The organism is Mesorhizobium sp. CNPSo 4689, assembly GCF_057784325.1.
The window spans coordinates 102,050-122,007 of the sequence record NZ_JBWLUZ010000013.1 but is presented as its reverse complement, the minus strand read 5'-3'; the positions used below and the strand labels follow the sequence as shown (position 1 = coordinate 122,007).

15 protein-coding genes are annotated in these 19,958 nt (G+C 63.1%); 11 read left to right on the top strand and 4 right to left on the bottom strand.

The features are described from left to right. Window positions 1-233: 233 nt before the first annotated feature. From AC04SI_RS18655 to AC04SI_RS18630, 6 genes are all read left to right on the top strand, one after another. Window positions 234-3,977 (top strand): DUF5801 repeats-in-toxin domain-containing protein, encoded by a 3,744-nt coding sequence (locus AC04SI_RS18655; RefSeq protein WP_488474631.1) that lies wholly within the window; start codon window positions 234-236, stop codon window positions 3,975-3,977. Window positions 3,978-4,075: 98 nt separating this feature from the next. After that, complete coding sequence (locus tag AC04SI_RS18650; RefSeq protein WP_488474630.1) at window positions 4,076-5,803, top strand: type I secretion system permease/ATPase; 1,728 nt, start codon at window positions 4,076-4,078, stop codon at window positions 5,801-5,803. A gap of 14 nt (window positions 5,804-5,817) precedes the next feature. After that, window positions 5,818-7,149, top strand: coding sequence for an HlyD family type I secretion periplasmic adaptor subunit (locus tag AC04SI_RS18645; protein ID WP_488474629.1), 1,332 nt, complete (start codon window positions 5,818-5,820; stop codon window positions 7,147-7,149). Window positions 7,150-7,264: 115 nt separating this feature from the next. Beyond that, window positions 7,265-8,071 (top strand): ankyrin repeat domain-containing protein, encoded by an 807-nt coding sequence (locus AC04SI_RS18640; RefSeq protein ID WP_488474628.1) that lies wholly within the window; start codon window positions 7,265-7,267, stop codon window positions 8,069-8,071. 348 nt (window positions 8,072-8,419) lie between these two features. After that, complete coding sequence (locus AC04SI_RS18635) at window positions 8,420-9,811, top strand: PAS domain S-box protein (protein ID WP_488474627.1); 1,392 nt, start codon at window positions 8,420-8,422, stop codon at window positions 9,809-9,811. Window positions 9,812-9,916: 105 nt separating this feature from the next. Continuing rightward, complete coding sequence (locus AC04SI_RS18630) at window positions 9,917-10,057, top strand: hypothetical protein (protein ID WP_488474626.1); 141 nt, start codon at window positions 9,917-9,919, stop codon at window positions 10,055-10,057. An 11-nt stretch (window positions 10,058-10,068) separates the two neighbouring features. Here AC04SI_RS18630 and AC04SI_RS18625 read toward each other — a convergent pair whose 3' ends face one another. Next, window positions 10,069-10,380, bottom strand: a complete 312-nt coding sequence (locus tag AC04SI_RS18625; protein WP_488474625.1) for a hypothetical protein — start codon at window positions 10,378-10,380, stop codon at window positions 10,069-10,071. Between the two features lie 270 nt (window positions 10,381-10,650). On the opposite strand from AC04SI_RS18625, the gene AC04SI_RS18620 reads away from it, so the two are divergent. After that, the gene (locus AC04SI_RS18620; protein ID WP_404281778.1) at window positions 10,651-10,884 is read left to right on the top strand and encodes a hypothetical protein; all 234 of its coding nucleotides are present in this window, start codon (window positions 10,651-10,653) and stop codon (window positions 10,882-10,884) included. Between the two features lie 223 nt (window positions 10,885-11,107). Here the strand turns inward: AC04SI_RS18620 and AC04SI_RS18615 are convergent, their stop codons facing one another. Both AC04SI_RS18615 and AC04SI_RS18610 read right to left on the bottom strand, forming a co-directional pair. Next, window positions 11,108-12,601, bottom strand: a complete 1,494-nt coding sequence (locus AC04SI_RS18615; protein ID WP_404281776.1) for an aldehyde dehydrogenase family protein — start codon at window positions 12,599-12,601, stop codon at window positions 11,108-11,110. A gap of 161 nt (window positions 12,602-12,762) precedes the next feature. Then, window positions 12,763-14,430, bottom strand: a complete 1,668-nt coding sequence (locus AC04SI_RS18610; RefSeq protein WP_488474624.1) for a GMC family oxidoreductase — start codon at window positions 14,428-14,430, stop codon at window positions 12,763-12,765. A 199-nt stretch (window positions 14,431-14,629) separates the two neighbouring features. Between AC04SI_RS18610 and AC04SI_RS18605 the strand changes: the two genes are divergently transcribed. From AC04SI_RS18605 to AC04SI_RS18590, 4 genes are all read left to right on the top strand, one after another. Further along, on the top strand, window positions 14,630-15,712 hold the full coding sequence (locus tag AC04SI_RS18605) for a sugar ABC transporter substrate-binding protein (RefSeq protein ID WP_404281772.1): 1,083 nt from the start codon (window positions 14,630-14,632) through the stop codon (window positions 15,710-15,712). A gap of 160 nt (window positions 15,713-15,872) precedes the next feature. Then, the gene (locus tag AC04SI_RS18600; protein ID WP_404281770.1) at window positions 15,873-16,856 is read left to right on the top strand and encodes an ABC transporter permease; all 984 of its coding nucleotides are present in this window, start codon (window positions 15,873-15,875) and stop codon (window positions 16,854-16,856) included. 5 nt (window positions 16,857-16,861) lie between these two features. Then, entirely contained in the window at window positions 16,862-18,364 is a 1,503-nt protein-coding gene (locus AC04SI_RS18595) for a sugar ABC transporter ATP-binding protein (RefSeq protein ID WP_404281830.1), read from the top strand. A 9-nt stretch (window positions 18,365-18,373) separates the two neighbouring features. Continuing rightward, the gene (locus AC04SI_RS18590; protein WP_404281768.1) at window positions 18,374-19,342 is read left to right on the top strand and encodes an ABC transporter permease; all 969 of its coding nucleotides are present in this window, start codon (window positions 18,374-18,376) and stop codon (window positions 19,340-19,342) included. Between the two features lie 89 nt (window positions 19,343-19,431). Here the strand turns inward: AC04SI_RS18590 and gloA are convergent, their stop codons facing one another. Next, window positions 19,432-19,845, bottom strand: a complete 414-nt coding sequence (gene gloA / locus AC04SI_RS18585) for a lactoylglutathione lyase (protein ID WP_006204247.1) — start codon at window positions 19,843-19,845, stop codon at window positions 19,432-19,434. Between the last annotated feature and the right edge of the window lie 113 nt (window positions 19,846-19,958).

Here is a 19,958-nt window from a genome sequence, read left to right as displayed (position 1 = left end):
ACAAGCGCCTGTGCCGGCTTGATCTATCGAAGGATGTATATCGTTCGATCAGGCACGGGGATTCACCCTAACACTATCGAAACGCGAATGGACGCGCCCTCTTGACCGGCGACACAATGAAAGTTGGAGGGCCGCATTTCAGTATGCGACCGGATGCACTCGGGTAGATGCATTCCGGCATTTGGGGGGCTGGATCCCTTTTCCTGAAGCGTTTTGAACCAAGGAGAATTTCCATGGGACTCGACATCACAGCTCAAGACATCATCATCGACGAGACCACCGACCTTCAGAAGGATGATATTGACCCGTCCGTTCCGCCGCACGATAACAACACCACGCTGCAATATCTCCTGACTCTCGGCACCTCACTGGAGGTCGCCTTCCAAGCCGACTTCGTGCAGGCCACGGCCGACGCGGGGGAAACCATCACCTCGGTCGTTCTCACGCAGAACTCCTCGGCAACGCCGTTTTCTACCACCGACGGCGTGCTCACCGATATTCAGACGGTCGATGGCAATTATGTCTGGCTGTTCCAGGACCCGAACAATGCAGATGTCGTGATCGGCGTCATTGGTACCGATGACCCAACCGCCGAGCCCGACCCAGCAACCGCTCCGCTCGCCTTCTCGTTTGGGCTCGACCACACCAGCACCACGGACGCGGACCTGTACCTGGTCCAGTATGTGGCGTTGCTCCATCCGCTGACGTCCGATCCGGATGACCGCATCGATCTGCACGACCAGGTCTTCGCATCGATCGCTGGTACCTCCCAGATCAGCTTCTCAGGCCAGAACGCCGCTCCCGGCAATCATGATTTCTACCTGATCAATTCGCCCGACGACGCTTCCAAGCAGCTTCTGGTAATAGGTTTGAACGGTGGCACCGCCAACGTCAGTACACAGGGCTTCGGCATCAACAATCAGAGCATCAATCCGAACGAAACGCTGCAGGTCGATTTTGTGACCGGCGGCAACCTGAACGCAGGCACCGCTTCACAAATCCAGTACGCCAGCCATATCGAGACGATCACCCAGGCCGGGTTCACGATCAACCAGATCACGCCTTCCAAACCGGCTAAGCGCGTGGACGTCACGATCAAGGCCTACGACAATACGGCCAACCAGCAAGGCACGGACTTCTTTGACGGCACCACGACCAACCCCGTCGACATCGTCAGCGTCAAGCTAACGGGCGCATCGGGGTTTGCCTCCACCATCACCGCCGACGGTACCTATGCCACGCCAAGCGGCAACGTCACCGTCACAGGGCTTACCGGCACCGGCAACGCCGTCACCATCACCGGGCTGGATAACATCACAACCGTCGATATCACCACCGCCACCAAAATGGATCGGATGACGGTTACGGGGGTCGATGCGAATGAAGGGTGCGACATCACCGAGTTCCATTTCAACGCAACGACCACCAACGCCCACACCGAAGAGGTCGGCCAGTTCATCAACTTCGACGATGACGGACCGACGGCGGCCTTGACCGACGAAAGTGCCACGGTGCTGCATGACGAAACGGCCGGAGTCGACCCCGTTTCTGACGACCAACCTCTCGCCTCCTTGCCCGGCGCTTTCTCGGGGCTCGGCTCGGCCATCGGCTGGGCAGCCAGCGCATCCGCCGTGGTCACACCCAACTCAAGCTCCGGCACCGACGGACCAGGCACCGAGACCCTGTCGCTCGACGTTAGCGCAGCGAATGCCGATTCCGGTTTCGATTCGCTCGACGGCCATAACATCCTGCTCAATGTCGAGGGCGACCTCGTCGTCGGCCGCGTCGATGACGACGACAACAACAGCGTCGACAACACCGATCCGGTCGCCATCGCCATCTCGATCGACCAGAACGGCATCCTCAGCGTCGCGCAGTATATCGCCATCGCCCATCCCACCGGCGACCCCGACGAGGTGCTCACAATGAACGACGGCGCGCTGCTGGCGGTGGTCACCGCGACTGACGGCGACGACGACAGCGACAGCGACAGCATCGCCATCGGTGACAAGGTGCAGATCAGGGACGATGGCCCATCCATCGAGCGGTCGATCGTACCGGTACCGGGCCTGGTGGTCGACGAGTCGGATCTCAACGCCAACGACTCGGACTTCTCGGTTCTGTTCACGGCCGCCTTCGGAAACGATGGGCCGGCGGCCACCGACAGCCTGACCTTTGCGCTCGACGTTCTCGGCGGTGGCTCGAATGTCGCCACCGGTCTGTTCGACACGCTAAGCGGCCTGCAGGTGCTTCTCAACGTGGACGGCGACGACATCGTTGGCAGTGCCGGCGGGGATGAGGTGTTCCGCATCTCGGTCGATGCCGATGGCAACGTGACGCTCGATCAGTCGCGGGCGCTCGTCCATGGCGATCCGACCGATCCCGACGAGAACGACACGCCGCTGACAATGGCGGCCAACCTGGTGACGCTGACGGCAATCGCCACCGATGGCGACGGCGACAGCGCCCCGATCACGGTCGACATCGGCGCCGCGTTCAAATTCGAGGACGACGGGCCGACGATCACGGCACCGTTCGACGGTGACCCGGCAGCCGGCATCCAGCGCGAGACGTTGCACAACGTAGTGTCCCCGCCGGCTCTCGCAGCTAACGGTGTCTTCGGGTATAGTATCGGTAACGACATCCCGGACTATAACGGTGCCGATAACATCGCCGGCAACTCCGACGACAAGTCGGACTTCGTGGACGGTAATCTTAACGTGGCTGGGGTGCAGCTTGCTCTCTCCGGTTTTGTCGGTAGCGCGACACCGCCGATCACGGGGTCTAACGGCACCGCGATCTTTGCGAACGTTAACAATGTGCCCGCCGCACCGGCGTACGCTACGCTCGTGTCGGAGGACGCCAACTTTGCGACGTTCAACTTCACGTTCCACTACGACAAGGACCCGATCACGACTGGTATTCAGGACGCGACGGCGGGTGGTCAGTTGATCTTTGACAAGGTCAACGACACCTACTCGATTGCCCTGAACGACGTTATCGACGGGTTCGCCTTTGATGTCGTCCACACCAGTCAGGACTTCGCTCGGAACCCGAACACTAACTCGGGCCACCCGGAAGTCGTCGTGGCGCAGTTGACGCCGAACGGTGATCCAAACCCGTTCCTCGTGCAGTTCACGGCCAATAATTCGCCGTTTAGCTTCTCGCAGAACGGCGAAGGGGCTACTGCTGACACCGCGTTTACCGGTGCCAACCACGACATGGCCACCAGTGCCGCCACGACTTGGGTTTCTGCAACCCAAGGCGAGAATGGTGTCGCCGGTGATACGATCCAGAAGGGCGAACTGTTGACGATCCGGTTCTTCAAAGAGCCGGCAGTTCTCAACGACCCGAACCCAGGCGTCGATGTTGATCCCGTCACACCGGGCATCCAACACGAACGGACCGAGCCGACAACGACAGCTAGCGGTATCGTGCTGAAGTTCGACGGCATCGGCAACGCCGAGGACCTCGTCGTGATCCTTGACTTGGTCGACACCAAGGGCACAGCCACCACGGCGGACGACACCGAGACTACCGTCGCCTTGAACATCCAGAACTCGGACTTCCTCAAGGGCGGTGCTGTTGTACCGCCCCCGTACACTACCGAGTTCTCCCTGTCAGGGTATTCGGGTTCCAACAACGACGCGTTGATCATTATCGAGCAGAACGACTACACTGCCAATGCTAACGTCCTTATTCAGGGCGTGCAGATCATGCAGTCTGCGAACGGTCTGACCGGCACGGGTATCAACTTTGTCAATACGACCGGCGCGGGCGGCGGTAGCTTGGCGGGTGCCCAGCAAGCTCTCGACCCGACCGACAACGACGTCCTCAAGATCGTGGACATCGGGTTTGTGCAAAGCACTTCCGGTACGTTGAACGCCAGCCTTGACTTTGCCGTTCAGCTTGCCGACGCGGACGGCGACGTAACGCCGACCCCGGCGGCCCACATTCTGGTGGACGTGGTCGCCTAACTTGACCAGAGGGGGCAGTTAAACGCTGCCCCCTTGACAGGACACAAATTTTGATTGACCGGCCCCCCTCTTAACCCGCCGGGGCAGAGATATTAACGATGAAAAACCCGCAGCCATCCGCCCTGCAAACAGTGATGAAAGAGGCTAAGCGCGCTATCAAGCCGCTTATCTGGTTCAGCGCTGGTATCAACATACTGATGTTGACCGGGGCGTTCTACATGCTCCAAGTTTATCACCGCGTGTTGGGCAGCCACAGCTTGGAAACACTGGTAGTGCTGTCATTGATGGCGGCGACGGCGCTCGCGACAATGGCGGGGTTGGAGGTCGTGCGCGCGCGTCTTCTGGCTAAAGTCGGGACGTGGCTGAACGGTCGGCTGGCCCCGGTTCTCCTGACCGCATCGGTTGAATACGCCGCCTCGGCCCCCGGTCAGGTCAACGCCCGCGCGCTGCGTGACCTCGACCAGGTGCGGAATTTCTTCACCAGCCCGAGCATCTACCCGATCCTCGACGCACCCTGGGGACCGATTTTCCTAGGCGCTATTTTCCTCATGCACCCTTGGTTGGGCTGGCTGGCAACCTGCGGCGGTATCGTGCTGTTTGCGCTGGCGTTGCTCACCGAGTACCTGACCCGCAAACCAATGGCGGAAGCCGCGATCGCCCAGACGCGGGCTTACATGCAGGCCGAGCAAACGATCCGCAACGCCGAGGTCGTCCAGGCCATGGGCATGTTGAATCCCCTGCTCGAGAGCTGGAAGGCCCAGCAGAACGAGGCAAACAGAGGGCAATCTCTCGCCAGTAACCGATCCAGCGCTATCTCGGCCCTCGCGCGGTCTTTCCGGCTGGCACTCCAGATGGCCGTCCTCGGCCTCGGTGCCTACCTAGTGCTGCAAAACGAGGCTTCACCCGGTATCATGATCGCTGCTTCAATCCTGATGGGTCGCGCGTTGGCCCCGGTCGAGCAGGCGATCGGCACATGGAAGGCGACGGTCGGAGCGCGTGCCGCTTACCGGCGTCTCGCCGCGGGCGCCGGACAGCACCCGGAGGCCACCCCGGTTCTGCCACTGCCACGACCGAAAGGCAGGTTCGAGGCCGACAACCTCGTGCTTGCCCGACAGGGAGGCGAGCATATCCTGAAGGGGATCAGCTTCCACCTCGAGCCGGGTGAAGCAATGGCGCTGATCGGCCCCAGCGCGGCCGGCAAGACGAGTCTGGCGCGAATACTGGCCGGTGCCTGGCGTCCATCCGGGGGACGTGCGTTGCTGGACGGCATGGACGTTGCCCAATGGGCGGCGGAGGACCGTGGTCATTATGTCGGCTACTTGCCGCAGGACATCGAGCTCTTCGCCGGCACCGTCGCCGAAAACATCTGCCGCTTCGCCAAGCTCACCCCCGCAGTCTTCAACAACGTAGTCAAGGCCGCGCAGTTGGCGGGAGTTCACGACCTGATCAAAAGACTGCCGAAGGGTTACGCTACCGAGATCGGCGAATCCGGCGCGGTGCTGTCAGGCGGGCAACGCCAACGCATCGGGTTGGCGCGGGCGCTCTACGGAGACCCGGCACTCCTCATCCTGGACGAGCCCAATTCCAACCTCGACCGCGAGGGCGAGGACGCATTGATTGCAGCCTTCGGTACAATCAAGGCGGCGGGTACGACCGTTGTCCTGATCGCGCACCGACCGAACATCATCGAGAAAGTTGACAAGATACTGGTCATCAACCGGGGCCAACAAGACCTCTACGGTCCACGTGACTATGTCTTCAACGAGCTCACCGCGCGCATCCGCAAGGTGCGTCAGATGCCAGCCATAGTAGCGAACCAGGCATGAAAACGGGAACAGATATGAACGTCGTGCCGTTACCCGTCGCGCCGCCCTCCCTCCTGGAGCCGGAACCCCTCCGTATCACGGGTGTGACTCGCACCGGGTTCGCGATCATGTTCCTGTTCTTCGGCGTGGCCGGGGGTTGGGCGGCGCTGGCGCCGTTGGACAGCGCCGCGGTGGCACCGGGCGTCATCAAGGTCGCCGGCGACCGCAAGCTTATCCAGCACCTCGAGGGCGGCATCATCGCGGAGTTGAACGCCGCCAACGGTGATATCGTCAAGGCGGGCAAGATCCTCATCCGGCTCGACAGCACACAGGCAATGGCGCAGCTTGACCTGATTCAGAACCGGATAGCAACGCGTGAGGCGCTGGCCGCGCGTCTCGGGGCTGAGCGTGACGGCAAGGCCGAGCTCGAGTTTGGTCCGGCGTTGCTCGCAAACCCCGCCACCGCCGCAAAGGACGCGCTGGCCGCACAGCGTGACGTGTTCGCGGCGAAGCACCACAACTTGAAGGACGAGCGGGAAATTCTCAGCCAGCGCCGTCACCAGATCGAGGAAGAGATAACGGGACTGGAGGAGCTCATCGTCACCGAGGACAAGCAGATCGAGGCGATCGAGGATGAAACCAAAGACCTTGAGAGCCTGCTAAAAAAGGGGCTGACCACCCGCGAGCGGAAGCTGTTGCTCAGACGCCAACAGCGGGAGATCGAGGGGGAGCGCGCTACCAACGTCGCGGCAATCGCTCGTGCCAGAAGCGCCATGGCCGAGATCGAGATGCAGATTCTGAATCTCAACACAGTGCGGCTGAACCAGGCCGTCGAGGAATTCAGCAAGGTCGAGGCGGAGCTGTTTGACCTCAGACAGCAGGAGCGTTCCGCCAAGGACGTGCTTACCCGCACCGATGTCGTCGCACCAGTCGACGGCATCGTCATGGACCTGAAGGTCCACACGGCGGGCGGTGTCGTGAAACCCGGTGAGACATTGATGACGGTCGTGCCGCTCGGACAGCAACTCGTGGTCGAGGCCATGATCAAACCAGAGGATGTCGAGACGATCGCCCCCGGACAGCCCGCGCGCGTCAGCTTCCCCGCCTTTGCCCGCTACAACCTGCCGCCACTCGATGGCGTCGTGGAGATCGTGTCGGCTGACCGCATGGTGGAGGAGCGCAGCGGGGCACCGTATTTCGCCGCGACCGTGTTGATCGACAAGAGCGAACTCGCCAAGCTGGAGGGCCGCAAGCTGCTGCCCGGCATGTCGAGCGAGGCGATGATCCGCACGGGTGCCCGCACCGTGCTTTCCTACCTCGCCGAGCCGATCACGCAGAACTTCCGCCGAGCGCTGCGGGAAAAATAACCGCCCAACGAGTTCTCTATCTGGCTAGGGCGTGAACTCATAAATGGGCATGGTATCTAAAATCTCTTCCGCCGTCTCGGGCGTTGTCGCCAGCACTCTCATCAGGGAGGATACAATGATCAAGCGGGGACGCATGTGGGTGACAAGGGCTTCGTGGGTCCTTTGGCTTTTTGCGCTGCCCGCCCAGGCGAGCAACTTAGGTGATCTTGTCAGGAATGGCGACGTCGCAGCGGTGACTTCCGCCTTGGACAAAGGAGCCGCTATTAATGAAATTGACGGTGTTACGGCGCTCTATATCGCCTGCGAAGTCGGAAATGTCGAATTGGCAAAACTTCTGATCAATCGTGGGGCGGACGTTAACCTGACCGTCAGTTGGCAAAGAACGCCACTCTACGCCGCCAACAAGGGTGGGTACGCCGACATCGTGAAGCTGTTACTCGATAATGGGGCCAATCCAAATCAGTTGGCGAAAGCGCAGACCCCGCTGCACGTGGCTGCCGAGAATGGCTGCCTTCAGTGCGTCATCCATCTTGTGGATGCTGGAGCAGAGGTCAATGCACTGACATCGAATGGAAATCCGCCCATACATTTGGCCAAGCTCAGTGGTCACGAGGACGTCGTGGCCTACTTGCACAGTCATGGCGCCGGACGGCCGGCCCTTGCGCCGATTTCGGCACGACTTGCATCGGCAAACGCTGAATCGGGCAAAGAAATTTTCGACAGAACGTGCGGGGCTTGCCATCTTGCAGCGCCGGGGGTCAAGGTTCCCAAAAAGGCCAATCTGTGGGGCATCGTAGGGCGGCAGAAGGCTTCGCAAAGCGATGTCGAGTATTCGTCAAGTCTAAAGGACGCTGGTGGACCTTTGAGGAACTCAATTTTTTTATCTCAAACCCCGCACTCACTTTGCCCGGAACAGATATGATTTTCCCGGGTCTGCAGGACGAGAAGCAGCGAGCAGACCTCATCGCTTACCTGCGGACCTTGAGTGACACACCGTTGCCGCTTCCCGAGAATTGATTGCTCCTGTCTGGCGGGTACCGTGATCCGCAAATTGACTTGCAAGCGATCCGCATTTGGCTACGCGCTTATGAGTCCACGCCCCAGATCAGGACCGGCCCCGATCCGGATGCAGAGCGGTTCGCATTCCACCGCTCCCGAGCCGCGCCAAAGTAAAACGCTGACCCGGAACCGAAACGCGCGACGCGCATTTTAGCTTTAGCTGGTGGTCCGTCAGGGCTGGCAGCCTATTGCTCGAACTGGGAGATTGCACTTGAATTTCATTCAGCAGGCGGGTGGGCTTCCGGGGAACTCTGCCGAACTGATGCAGGGTTTGCCCGTCGCTGTATATACGACCGACAAGCAGGGCCACATCACGTTCTTCAATGAAGCGGCGGCTGAACTCTGGGGGCATCGCCCGGTCCTCGGCAAGGACCAATGGTGCGGGTCCTGGAAGCTCCGTCACCTCGACGGCCGCATCATGGAGCATAGCGAATGCCCGATGGCGATCGCCTTGCTGGAAGAGCGGGATGTCCGCTGGGGCCAGGCGATCGCCGAACGGCCGGACGGCGAGCTGATACCGTTCAGGGCGCACCCGGTCTTGCTGCGCGATAAAAAGGGCAATGTCGTGGGCGCCATGAACACGCTGATCGACCTACGCACTCAGACGCAGGCCGACGAGGCCCGGACGCGCCTTGCCGCGATCGTCGAATCGTCGATGGACGCGATCGTCTCGAAGGACATCAACGGCATCATCACCAGCTGGAACGATGCGGCGGAACGCCTGTTCGGCTACACGCCCGCCGAGGCGATCGGCCGGCCGGTGACGATGCTCATTCCGCACGACCATCTTGACGAGGAAGTCTCGATCATCAGCCGCATACGCGCCGGCGAGCGTGTGCCGTCCTACGAAACGGTCCGGCAGCGCAAGGACGGCTCGCGCGTTCCAGTGTCGCTCACCATTTCGCCAATCCGCGACGGCATCGGCCGCATCATCGGCGCCTCGAAGATCGCGCGCGACATCAGCGTTACCAAGGAAAGCGAGCGGCGCATCCGGTTGCTCATGCGCGAAGTCAACCATCGGGTGAAGAACCAGTATTCGGTCATCATCTCGATGATCCGCGAAACCACCAAGAAGGCCAGCACGCCGCAGGCTTTCCTCGACCAGGTGCGCGAGCGGATCATGGCGCTTTCGGAATCCCACGACCTTCTCGTCAACGCCGAGTGGCGCGGCGCCACGGTCGCCGAACTTGTCGGGGCGCAGATCAGACCGTTTGCCGCGCAGGACCGGGTCTCGGTGAACGGACCGCTGATCGTGCTCGAACCGAACGCGGTGCAGTATCTCGGCATTGCCTTTCACGAGCTTGCCACCAATTCGGCAAAGCATGGCGCCCTGTCGCACCAGGCGGGACGGGTCGAAATCGCATGGCAGGTGACGGATGCAGCCGACGGCGCCGGCATGTTCCGCCTGGTGTGGCGTGAACTGGACGGGCCTGTCGTCGACGGCATGGCGCGCCAGGGTTTCGGCACGGTCGTCCTCAAGCGCGTCGCGCCCCAGGCGCTGAGGGGCACAAGCAGCCTGGAATTCGACAGACAGGGGGTCGTCTGGTCGCTCGAGGCGCCGATGTCTTCCGTGGAGACGTCCTTCGCCGCCGCCTTGGCATAGTGAGGGAACCATCGTCCCTGCCTGAGGTTCTCCGTATGAAGGGAGGACTGGCCATGGACGACGACGCACAGAACCATGCCCGCAAGGTGCGTGACGAGACCTCCCTTGGCACGCTCATTGGCGGCGGAGACCGGCATCACCTTTGACCAGGCGGGGGAGCTGATCGCCTTGATCGGCACCAATCGCAGTTCCCTGCTGCGCGAGGCCCGACTGTTGAAGAAGCGGTCGGGCCAGTTGCCTCGCTAGGCGAGGCGACGTTAGCGGAGACCGGGTTCAGCTGGCTCATCCTGGACGCCGAGACTGCCGTTTTCGGCCAGTTCGCCGTTGGGCAGCGGGCCGCATCCCTCGACAATGGCGGTCAGGCCATCAAATTCCATAGGCGCGCCATAGAATTGGGACACTTGCACGACAAGACACTCGACGTCTTCAAGCGCAATGTTTTCGGAGAGATTGCTCCGCCGCACCTCCTCGGCCACGGCGGTGACGTTGACTACGCCTCGCGCGTGCAGCGCCGTCAGGACCTGAACATTGAGATCTTCCCGCAATTGAGCCGAATATCCATAGCGCATGGGAAAGCCCTTTCAGGACCGATTTCCTTGAGATAAAACATGCGCCTTGCGGGATCGGACTGCAAGAAAAATATTCATAATTATCTATTATAATCAATTATTTAGCAGAGTGCGCCGATCGCTCAATAGACGCCTGTCGCTCATCGTCGGACTTGTACGCCGGTCGCTGCACCAACACTCTTGACGACAAAGGTGGCAAGCACTAACTCTACTGTCACTGAGCGAAATACTAACTTGTCTCGTTTTCGTTTCCGGCGATGGGAGGCGTCAATGGCTGACTTGGAACGACCCGAACGACTTCAGATCATGCTGACGGCCGAGGAATTGGCAGCCTTGGAGAACTGGCGTTTTGAAAAACGCATGCCAAGCCGCTCGGCCGCGGTTCGAGAATTGCTGCGGCGCGGCCTCGACTCAGATGGGTTCTTGACGGCGGCGCAAGGTTCCAAATCCCAGGACTTTGGCATCCTGCCCAATTCCGAAATTACCGACGGACCGGCTGAGTAGGCCTAGAGCGGTTCATCGTTTCACGGAAACGCCGAACCGCTCTATCTCTTTGTTTGACGCAATTCCGGACCGCTACGCACTTTTCCTGGAATTGCTCTATCTCTTTGTTTTGACGCAATTCCGAACGGCAAACCGCTACGCACTTTTCCTGGAATTGCTCCAGGTCGCGTCCTCTATCTCGGCTTGCCTCTGCGCCGCTTCGTCGGCGCTGAACGCGTGGCTCTCAGTCGGTCCTGATCCAGACGCCCTTGGTGTTCAGATATTCGTCCAGGTGCTCGGCCCCGCCCTCGCGGCCGTAGCCGCTCATCTTGTAGCCGCCGAACGGCACCGCCGGGTCGAGCGCGTGATAGGTGTTGACCCAGACCGAGCCGGCGCGCAGGCGGTTGGCCAGCTGATGCGCCTTGCCGACATCGCGCGTGAACACGCCGGCGGCAAGCCCATAGGGCGTGTCGTTGCCGCGCCGCACCGCCTCGTCCAGCGTGTCGAAAGGCAGCGCCGAGATGACCGGGCCGAAGATCTCTTCCCTGGCGATGCGCATGTCGTCGGTCACGCCGGAGAAAACGCCCGGCGTGATGAAATTTCCCGAGCCAAGCGCCCCTTCGGTGATGCGCGTACCGCCGGTCAGCAGCCTGGCGCCTTGCCGCGTGCCGTCCTCGATGAAGCCGGTGACGCGTTCGAGCTGGCGGAGCGAAATCAGCGGCCCGATCTCGGTCGCCGGATCGGCGCCATCGCCGATCCGGAGCTTTGCCGCGAAGGCGGCGACCCGTTCGACGAATTCCTCATAGATCGGCCGTTCGACGAACAGCCGCGAACCGGCGATGCAGATCTGGCCGGAATTGGCGAAGACCGACATCGCCGCGACCGGCACGGCGCGTTCGAGATCGGCGTCGGCGCAGACGATCACCGGCGACTTGCCGCCAAGCTCGAGCGAGACGCGCTTCATGTTGGAGGCGGAAGCGCGCAGGATGTTCTGGCCGGTGGCGGTGGAGCCAGTGAAGACCAGCTTGTCGACATCCATATGGGCGGTCAGAGGCGCGCCGGCCTCCGCACCCGTGCCGGTGACGATGTTGACGACGCCGTCCGGCACGCCCGCTTCCAGCATCAGGTCAGCAATCAAGAGCGGCGTCAGCGGCGCCTCCTCCGAGGGCTTGAGCACGATGGTGCAGCCGGTGGCCAACGCCGGGCCGATCTTCCAGATCGAAGCGGCGGTCGGTGCGTTCCAGGGAATGATGGCGCCGACAACGCCAACCGGCTCCTTGCGCGTGTAGGAGACGATGTCGCCGGGCAGCGAATTGCCGATCGTGTGGCCATGGATGGACGTGGCCATGCCGGCATAGAAGCGCAGCATGCCGAGCACGCGGTTCCTGTTGGCAAGCGTGCGGGCGATGGGCATGCCCATGTCGGTGGTGTCGGAAAGCGCGATCTCCTCCCAATGGCGCTCCATGAGATCGGCAATCTTCAAGAGCAGAAGCTGGCGCTCATAGGGCTTGAACCGGCTCCACGGCCCCTCGAAGGCGCGGCGGGCAGCGGCGACCGCCAGGTCGATATCTTTGGAATCGGCTTGCGGCACTGTGCCGATCACCGCCCCGGTGGCGGGATTGCGCGTCTCGAAGCTGCGCCCGCTTGCGGCATCGCACCATTTGCCGTCGATCAGCATCTTGCGATGCCGGCCGTCGATGGGGGCGCGCAAGGATAAATCTCTGGCCGATACCGTCATCTTGCAAATCCCGATTTTCGCATGGACTCAGCCTAGTTGAAGACCGTCATTCAAACAAAGGCAATCGCGGGGGGCGTCGACCTGACGGCGCCCCGGATTCGATCGCCGGCTTGAGCGTTTTCCGCGGCGCGCAGGTGCTCTGCTTGCACCGCCGGAGCCTCTCAGTGAGTAGCCGGCACAGGCTTTCCACCCCGCTCCCTGGTTCGAGACGAGCGAGACTCGCGTGGCGGCGAAGCCGTGGCGGCTGTCGTGCGCCCGGCGATCAGATCCGCCGCCTTTTCGGCGATCATGATGACGGCGGCGTTGGTGTTCGAGGAGACGATGCGCGGCATCACCGAGCTGTCGCAGACGCGCAGGCCCTGCAGGCCACGCACGCGAAGCTCGGGATCGACGACGCTTTTCGCATCACCGCCCATCCGGCAGGTGCCGACCGGATGGTAGGCGCTGCGCCCGTGCTCCCGGGCGAAGGTTTCCAGCGCCGCGCGCCCATTCGTCCCCACCCCCGGCAGGTGTTCGCGCCGGATGAAGGGCGCAAAAGCCGGCTGCGACAGGATCTCGCGGCTGATCTCGATGCCCTCGACGGCGCGCTCGAGATCGTAGCGCTCGGCGAACGGGTTTGGATCGATGACCGGCGGCGCGCGCAGGTCCGCCGATCTCAGCGTGACGCTGCCGCGTGAGCGAGGCCGCACATGGTAGGAGTTCAGCGTGCAGCCATTGCCGCCGGGAACCGAGCCGATGCCTTCCTCGACGCCGGCGCCGGGCAGGAAATGGAACTGGATGTCGGGGGTCTTCTCGGTGCGGTCGCCCCACCAGAAGGCGCCGGCCTCGACAATGTTGGACGCCACCGGCCCCTTGCCGAACAGCGCATATTCGAGGCCGGCGACCGCCTGCCAGCGCTTCTTCTTGTAGCGGTCGATGCCGTGCGGACCGTTGAGCTCGGCGACGACGTCGACATCCATGTGATCATGCAGGTTTTGCCCGACGCCGGGCAGGTCGTGGCCGACCTCGATGCCATGCTGGCCGAGATGGGTGGCCGGGCCGATGCCGGACAGCATCAAGAGCTTGGGCGAGCCGATGGCGCCGGCGGTGACGATCACCTCGCGCCCGGCGCGCAGCAGTTCTGGACGGCCGTTGACGATGATCTCGACGCCGATCGCGCACCCGTTCTCGACGACGATGCGGCTGACCGTGGCGTCGGTGCGCAGTTCGAGGTTCCTGCGGCCAAGCGCCGGCTTGAGATAGGCGACGGCCGTGCTGCTGCGCTTACCGTTGCGCGTCGTGGTCTGGTAGAAGCCGGCGCCTTCCTGCTCGCCGGCATTGAAGTCGGCCCTGAACGGAAGGCCGGCTTCTTGTGCGGCCCTGATGAAGTCGCGCGTCAGCGGATGCGGCGTGCCGCTGGAAACGCCGAGCGGCCCCTCGATGCCGTGCTGCGGACCGGCGAAGGTGTCGTTGCCCTCGGAGCGCCGGAAATACGGCAGCACCTCGGCATAGCTCCACCCCGCACAGCCGTCCTCGGTCGCCCATCCGTCATAGTCCTGCGGACAGCCGCGGGTGAACACCTGGGCGTTGATCGAGGAGCCGCCGCCAAGAACACGGGCCTGCGGATAGACCATGGTGCGCCCATCGATCATCTTGCCGGGTGCCGTCTCGTAGCCCCAGATCAGCGGGCCGGACGTCATCTTGAAGAAGCCTACGGGCAAATGGATGTAGCGGTCGGTGTCGGGCGGGCCGGCCTCCAGCAGGACGACCGACAGGTCCGGATCGTCGCTCAGCCTTGCGGCAAGAACGCAGCCGGCCGAGCCGCCGCCGACGATGATGTAGTCCGGCATTTTTCCTCCCGTTGCTTCCGGCCCTGGCGCGCCCAACGATCTCAAGTCCCTTGTGCCGCGTCAAGAGAAAGGGTATGGTTGCCGTGTTGAATGGTTGTCGTACAAGTGGAGGAACTTGGCAACCCCTGCCGAAGAGCCCGGCGCTCCCCGCGCATGTCGCCGATCGGAAAAACACCGATTTCAACTGGGAGGTTCGAGAATGAAGGACAGGACAATTTCCGCGCGTTCCGGCATGGTCAGCCGCCGGACGCTGATGATGGGCGCCACCGCCGGCCTGGCGGCCGTCGCGATGCCGAGTGTCTTGCGGGCGCAGGACAAGCCGACGCTGGTGACGTCGATCCGCTCGCTATCCAACCCCTACCATGCCGTCTGGAAGACCGGCGCCGAGGCCTACGCCAAGGCTGTCGGGCTGGAGCATGTGACGCTGGTTTCGGAAGGCAACAGCGAGAAGGGCATCGCCAATATCAAGGCCATGCTGGCCAAGACCGGCGGCAACATGGTGCTCAATTCCGACCCCAACGACACGCCGGATGCGCGGCCGATCGTCGAGGCCTGCGCCAAGGCGGGCGCCTATGTCGTGACGCAGTGGAACAAGCCGCCGGACCTGCACCCGAAGGACTTCAATCCGAACTATGTCTCCCATATCGAGTTCGACGGCATCTCGAGCGGCAAGACCATCGCCGAGATCCTGTTCAAGACGATCGGCGGCAAGGGCGGCATCGTGGCGCTCGGCGGCCTGATCTCGACCACTGCGGCGATCGAACGCAAGAAGGGCCTCGACGCGGCACTTGCCGCCAATCCCGACATCAAGCTGCTCGACTTCCAGGTCGCCAACTGGAAATCGACCGAAGCCTTCGATTTGATGGGCAATCTGCTCACCCGCTTCGGCGACGACATCAAGGGCATCTGGGCCGCCAATGACGACATGGGCTCCGGCGCGCTCGAAGCGTTGCGCGCCGAAAACCTCGCCGGCAAGGTGCCGATCGTCGGCGTCGACGGCATCAAGACGGCGGTCGACGCGGTGCGCACGGGCGAGTTCGCCTGCACCGTGACCTCGGATCCGTTCTGGCAGGGCGGCATGGGCCTGGCCATCGGCTACAACGCCAAGATCGGCAAGTTCGATCCCACCAAGGAACCGCCGGAGCACCGCGAATTCTACGGCAAGGCGGTGCTGATTTCGCACGACAATGTCGAGGAATACTACAAGACCAATGTCGAGGCACAACCGACAGTGGACTGGAACGATCTGTGGGGTCGAGTGACCGGAGCGATCCGCACCTGACCCATTGGAGCGGGCCCGCTTTCTCCCTGGCGGCGGCCCGCTCCCTTTTGCAGGCGTCGTGCGTTGCTCGGCGACTGCCGTTCTGCAGACGGGAAGCGGTTTCTTGACAATCGATACAGAACCCATGAAGTCCGTTTCGGACATCGAGCGGACAACGCTTATGACACTCCTCCCCGGCCGTATCGCCGCCCTGTTCGGCGGCAGGCGCTGGCGCAGCCTGGCACCGCTGGCAGTGCTGATCGCCTTGTGCGTGCTGATCTCTGTCGCCAATCCCAATTTCATCGAGCTGCGCAATCTCGTGCGCGTCGCCAATTCCGCGGCCGTGCCGCTGACGATGGCGATGGGGCTGACCTTCATCATCCTGATGGGCAGCATCGACCTTTCGGTCGAAGGCACGCTGTCGGTGGCGGCCATGGTGGTGGTGCTGCTCGCCGCCAACGACAGCAACGGCAATGACTATGGCTGGCTGGCGGTGCTGGCGGCCATCGGGGCCGGCACCGCCATGGGGCTGGTCAGCGGCCTTGTGCAGACAGTGCTGCGGATTCCTTCCTTCATGGCGACGCTCGGCATGTGGTTCATCGGCCTTGGGCTCTCGGTCTACATGCTCGGCGGCTCGGCGATCCGGCTCAACGACGCCTCGATCCGCGAGCTGGCGCTCGCCCGTCTGCTCGGCCTGCCGCTGGCGGTCTGGGTCGCCGCCGGGGCATTCCTGCTCGCCGCAGTCATCCAGTACTACACGAAGCTCGGGCGCCACATTCTGGCGATCGGCGGCGATGAGGATGTGGCCAAGCTCTCCGGCGTCAACGTCACAGGCGTGCGCATCACTGCCTTCGCGCTCGCCGGCTTCTTCTTCGGCATTGCTGGCGTGCTTGCCGCCGCCCAGCTTGGCCAGTCGCACGCCGTCATCGGCGACGGCAGGCTGTTTGCCGCGGTCACCGCCGTCGTGGTCGGCGGCACGGCGCTGACCGGTGGCGAAGGCGGCGTCGTCAACACGCTGATCGGCGTGCTGATCGTCACCGTGCTTGCCAACGGCATGATCCTGCTCGGCATCTCGCCCTACATCCAGCAGACCGTGCAGGGCCTGATGATCATCGCCGCGGTGGCGCTGTCGCTCGACCGCGTCCGCCTCAAGATCGTCAAGTGAACGCCATGCTGCGCGCCGCCAATATCATCAAGAATTTTCCCGGCGTGCACGCCTTGCGCGACGTCAGCATCGAGGTTCGGCCGAACGAAGTGGTCGGGCTGATCGGCGAGAACGGCGCCGGCAAGTCGACGCTGATGCGGGTGCTGGCCGGCACCTATCGGCCGGATGGCGGCAGCCTCACCCTCGACGGCGAACAGCTCAAGCTGCGCAATGCGCGCGACGCGGTACGACACGGCATCGGCATGGTGTTCCAGGAGCAATCGCTGGTGCTCAACCTGACGGTGGCCGAGAACATCTATCTCGGCGAGGAAAACCGCTTCACACGTCTCGGCATCGTCAACTGGCGTGCCATGAACAGTGCGGCGCGCCGCCAGCTTGCCAAGATCGGCGTCGACATCGACGTCACCCGGCGCACCTCCGAGCTCACCTTCGCGGCGCGCCAGATGGTCGAGCTGGCCAAGGCGCTGACCCTGGAGGAAATGGTCGAGCGGCCGTTGCTGATCCTGCTCGACGAGCCGACCTCCGTGCTCAACGGCGCCGACATCGAGGTGCTGTTCGCGCGCGTCCGCGCGCTCAAATCCCGCGCCAGCTTCGTCTTCGTCTCGCATCGCCTCGACGAGGTGCTGGCGATCTCCGACCGCGTCTACACGATGAAGGATGGCGCGGTGGTCGCCGAACACAGCACCGCCGACGTCACCGCGCCGGAACTGCACGAGATCATGGTCGGTCGCGGGCTGCAGGCCGAATATTACCGCGAGGCCCGCCAGCAGCAGCCGCGCGACGAGATCCGGGTCGAAACCAGGGGACTGGGTGCCGCCGGCGCCTATCGCGGCGTCGATCTCAAGATCCGCGCCGGCGAGATCGTCGGCATTGCCGGTGTCGTCGGCTCGGGCCGCGAGGAGGTCACGCGTACGATCGGCGGACTGCTCCAGCACAGCGCGGGCGAATTGAAGATCGCCGGCGAGGCGGTGCATTTCGGCTCGCCGGAGCCGGCCGTGCGCAAGGGTATCGGCTATGTGCCGCGCGAGCGGCGGCTCGAAGGCCTGGTGATGTTCCTGTCGATCGCGGAGAACATCTCGCTGGCCGACCTGTCGAGCGTGATGCGCCATGGCGCGATCGACTATGGCAAGGAGCGGCGGCTCGCCGCCGACTGGATCAAGCGGCTGCGCATCAAGGCGCCAGGCCCCGATGCCGCCTGCCGCAAGCTCAGCGGCGGCAACCAGCAGAAGGTGGTGCTGGCGCGCTGGATGACGGCGGGCTCGCGCATCCTCGTGCTCGACCATCCGACACGGGGTCTCGACGTCGGCGCCAAGGAAGAGGTCTACGAGCTGGTTCGTGATCTCTGTGAGCAGGGCGTCGCGATCCTTCTGATCTCCGACACGCTGGAGGAGACGATCGGCCTGTCGCATCAGGTGCTGGTGATGCGCGACGGCGAGATCACCGCGCGTTTCGACGCCAGTCCGGGAAACAAGCCGAAGCAGGTCGACCTGTTGCGGGCGATGGTGTGAGGCAGGCCGATGAATGAGATCTTTTCACTCAGGCCCTTCCTCGACAGCAAGTGGACGCACGGCGCCATACCGCTGGTGCTGCTTGTCGCCCTCTTGCTGATCATCGAGATCGCCGCGCCCGGCTTCCTGACCGGCGAGACGACCGCGCTGCTGTTCGCCAACACAGCGGTGCTGTTCATCCTGGCGACCGGCGTCACCTTCGCCATCCTGCTCGGCGGCATCGACCTGTCGATCCAGGCCGTCGCCTCGCTGGCCAGCGTCATCCTGGCGCAGTTGCTGCCCTCGCTTGGGCTCGCCGCCTTTCCGGTGGCGATCCTGTCCGGTCTTGCCTTCGGAATGCTGAGCGGCATCGTCCATGTCAAGCTGCGCGTGCCGTCCTTCGTGGCGACGCTGGCCACGGGCGGCGTGGTGACCGGCATCGCGCTCTGGGTGTCCGACGGCCGCGCCATCACCATCGAGGAAGCGGGGCGCGAAAACACCGCCTGGATCAATGCGACGGTCGCCGGGGTGCCGGTGGTGGTGCTGATCTCGGCGGTGATCGGCATCGTCAGCTTTCTCGCGCTGCGCTACACGCGCTTCGGCCGCCAGGCGATCGCCGTCGGCGCCGGCGAGCCGGCCGCCTGGGCCGCCGGCATCAATGTCGACCGCACCAAGATCGTCGCCTTCGCGGCGTCCGGCATGCTGGCGGCAATAGCCGGCGTGGTGCTGGCAGCCAGGCTGTCGAGCGGTTCGCCGGTTCTCGCCAATCAGCTGCTGCTGCCGGCGATTGCCGCCGTCATCGTCGGCGGCACGGCCATCACCGGCGGGCTGGGCGGGGTCGCCCGCACGGCGGTCGGCGCGCTGATCATCTCGATCGTGCGCATCGGCATGACCTTCGTCGGCATCAACATCTTCCTGGAAAACATGGTGTTCGGTGCAGTCCTCATCGCCGCCGTCGCCATCACCATCGACCGCAGCAAGATCGCGGTCATCAAGTGACAGAGCCTAGCGCATCGCCTCCCAAGCAAGCGCGGACAGGACGGGACCGCAACGGCGCAACGCCGAGGCGGCTCCGCTTGCCCAGGTCACTACATCGTGTCGAGGCCGATCAGCTCGATCTTGTAGCCGTCCGGGTCTTCGACAAAGGCAATGTGGGTGGTTCCATGCAGCATCGGCCCGGGCTTGCGCGGGATCTTGGCACCGCGCTTCTCGAGTTCGGCACAGACGGCGTAGATGTCGTTGACGCCGAGCGCCAGATGGCCGAAGCCGGTGCCGATCTCATAGGGCTCCTCCCTGCCCCAGTTCAGCGTCAGTTCGACGACGGCCTCCTTGTCCTCCGGGCCGTAGCCGACAAAGGCATTGGTGAACTTGCCGCCGGGATAGTCGTCCCGGCGCAGCAATGTCATGCCGAGAACCTCGGTGTAGAAGGCAATCGACTTGTCGAGGTCGAGAACCCTGATCATGGTGTGCATGTAGCGGAAGCGGCCTGCGGCGTCGCTCATGGGGAAAGTCCTCCGGATTCGGCGATTTGTCTGTCTGATCATCCGCATCAAACGGTTGGTGGGGCTTCGCTTGATGTTCTTAATCAGGGTTGTATGATAACACTACAAGTACA

Coding starts and splice junctions, on each gene's coding strand:
- AC04SI_RS18655 (WP_488474631.1), top strand. CDS start 234: ATGGGACTCGACATCACAGCTCAAGACATCATCATCGACGAGACCACC.
- AC04SI_RS18650 (WP_488474630.1), top strand. CDS start 4,076: ATGAAAAACCCGCAGCCATCCGCCCTGCAAACAGTGATGAAAGAGGCT.
- AC04SI_RS18645 (WP_488474629.1), top strand. CDS start 5,818: ATGAACGTCGTGCCGTTACCCGTCGCGCCGCCCTCCCTCCTGGAGCCG.
- AC04SI_RS18640 (WP_488474628.1), top strand. CDS start 7,265: ATGATCAAGCGGGGACGCATGTGGGTGACAAGGGCTTCGTGGGTCCTT.
- AC04SI_RS18625 (WP_488474625.1), bottom strand. CDS start 10,380: ATGCGCTATGGATATTCGGCTCAATTGCGGGAAGATCTCAATGTTCAG.
- AC04SI_RS18620 (WP_404281778.1), top strand. CDS start 10,651: ATGGCTGACTTGGAACGACCCGAACGACTTCAGATCATGCTGACGGCC.
- AC04SI_RS18615 (WP_404281776.1), bottom strand. CDS start 12,601: ATGACGGTATCGGCCAGAGATTTATCCTTGCGCGCCCCCATCGACGGC.
- AC04SI_RS18610 (WP_488474624.1), bottom strand. CDS start 14,430: ATGCCGGACTACATCATCGTCGGCGGCGGCTCGGCCGGCTGCGTTCTT.
- AC04SI_RS18605 (WP_404281772.1), top strand. CDS start 14,630: ATGAAGGACAGGACAATTTCCGCGCGTTCCGGCATGGTCAGCCGCCGG.
- AC04SI_RS18600 (WP_404281770.1), top strand. CDS start 15,873: ATGACACTCCTCCCCGGCCGTATCGCCGCCCTGTTCGGCGGCAGGCGC.
- AC04SI_RS18595 (WP_404281830.1), top strand. CDS start 16,862: ATGCTGCGCGCCGCCAATATCATCAAGAATTTTCCCGGCGTGCACGCC.
- AC04SI_RS18590 (WP_404281768.1), top strand. CDS start 18,374: ATGAATGAGATCTTTTCACTCAGGCCCTTCCTCGACAGCAAGTGGACG.
- gloA (WP_006204247.1), bottom strand. CDS start 19,845: ATGAGCGACGCCGCAGGCCGCTTCCGCTACATGCACACCATGATCAGG.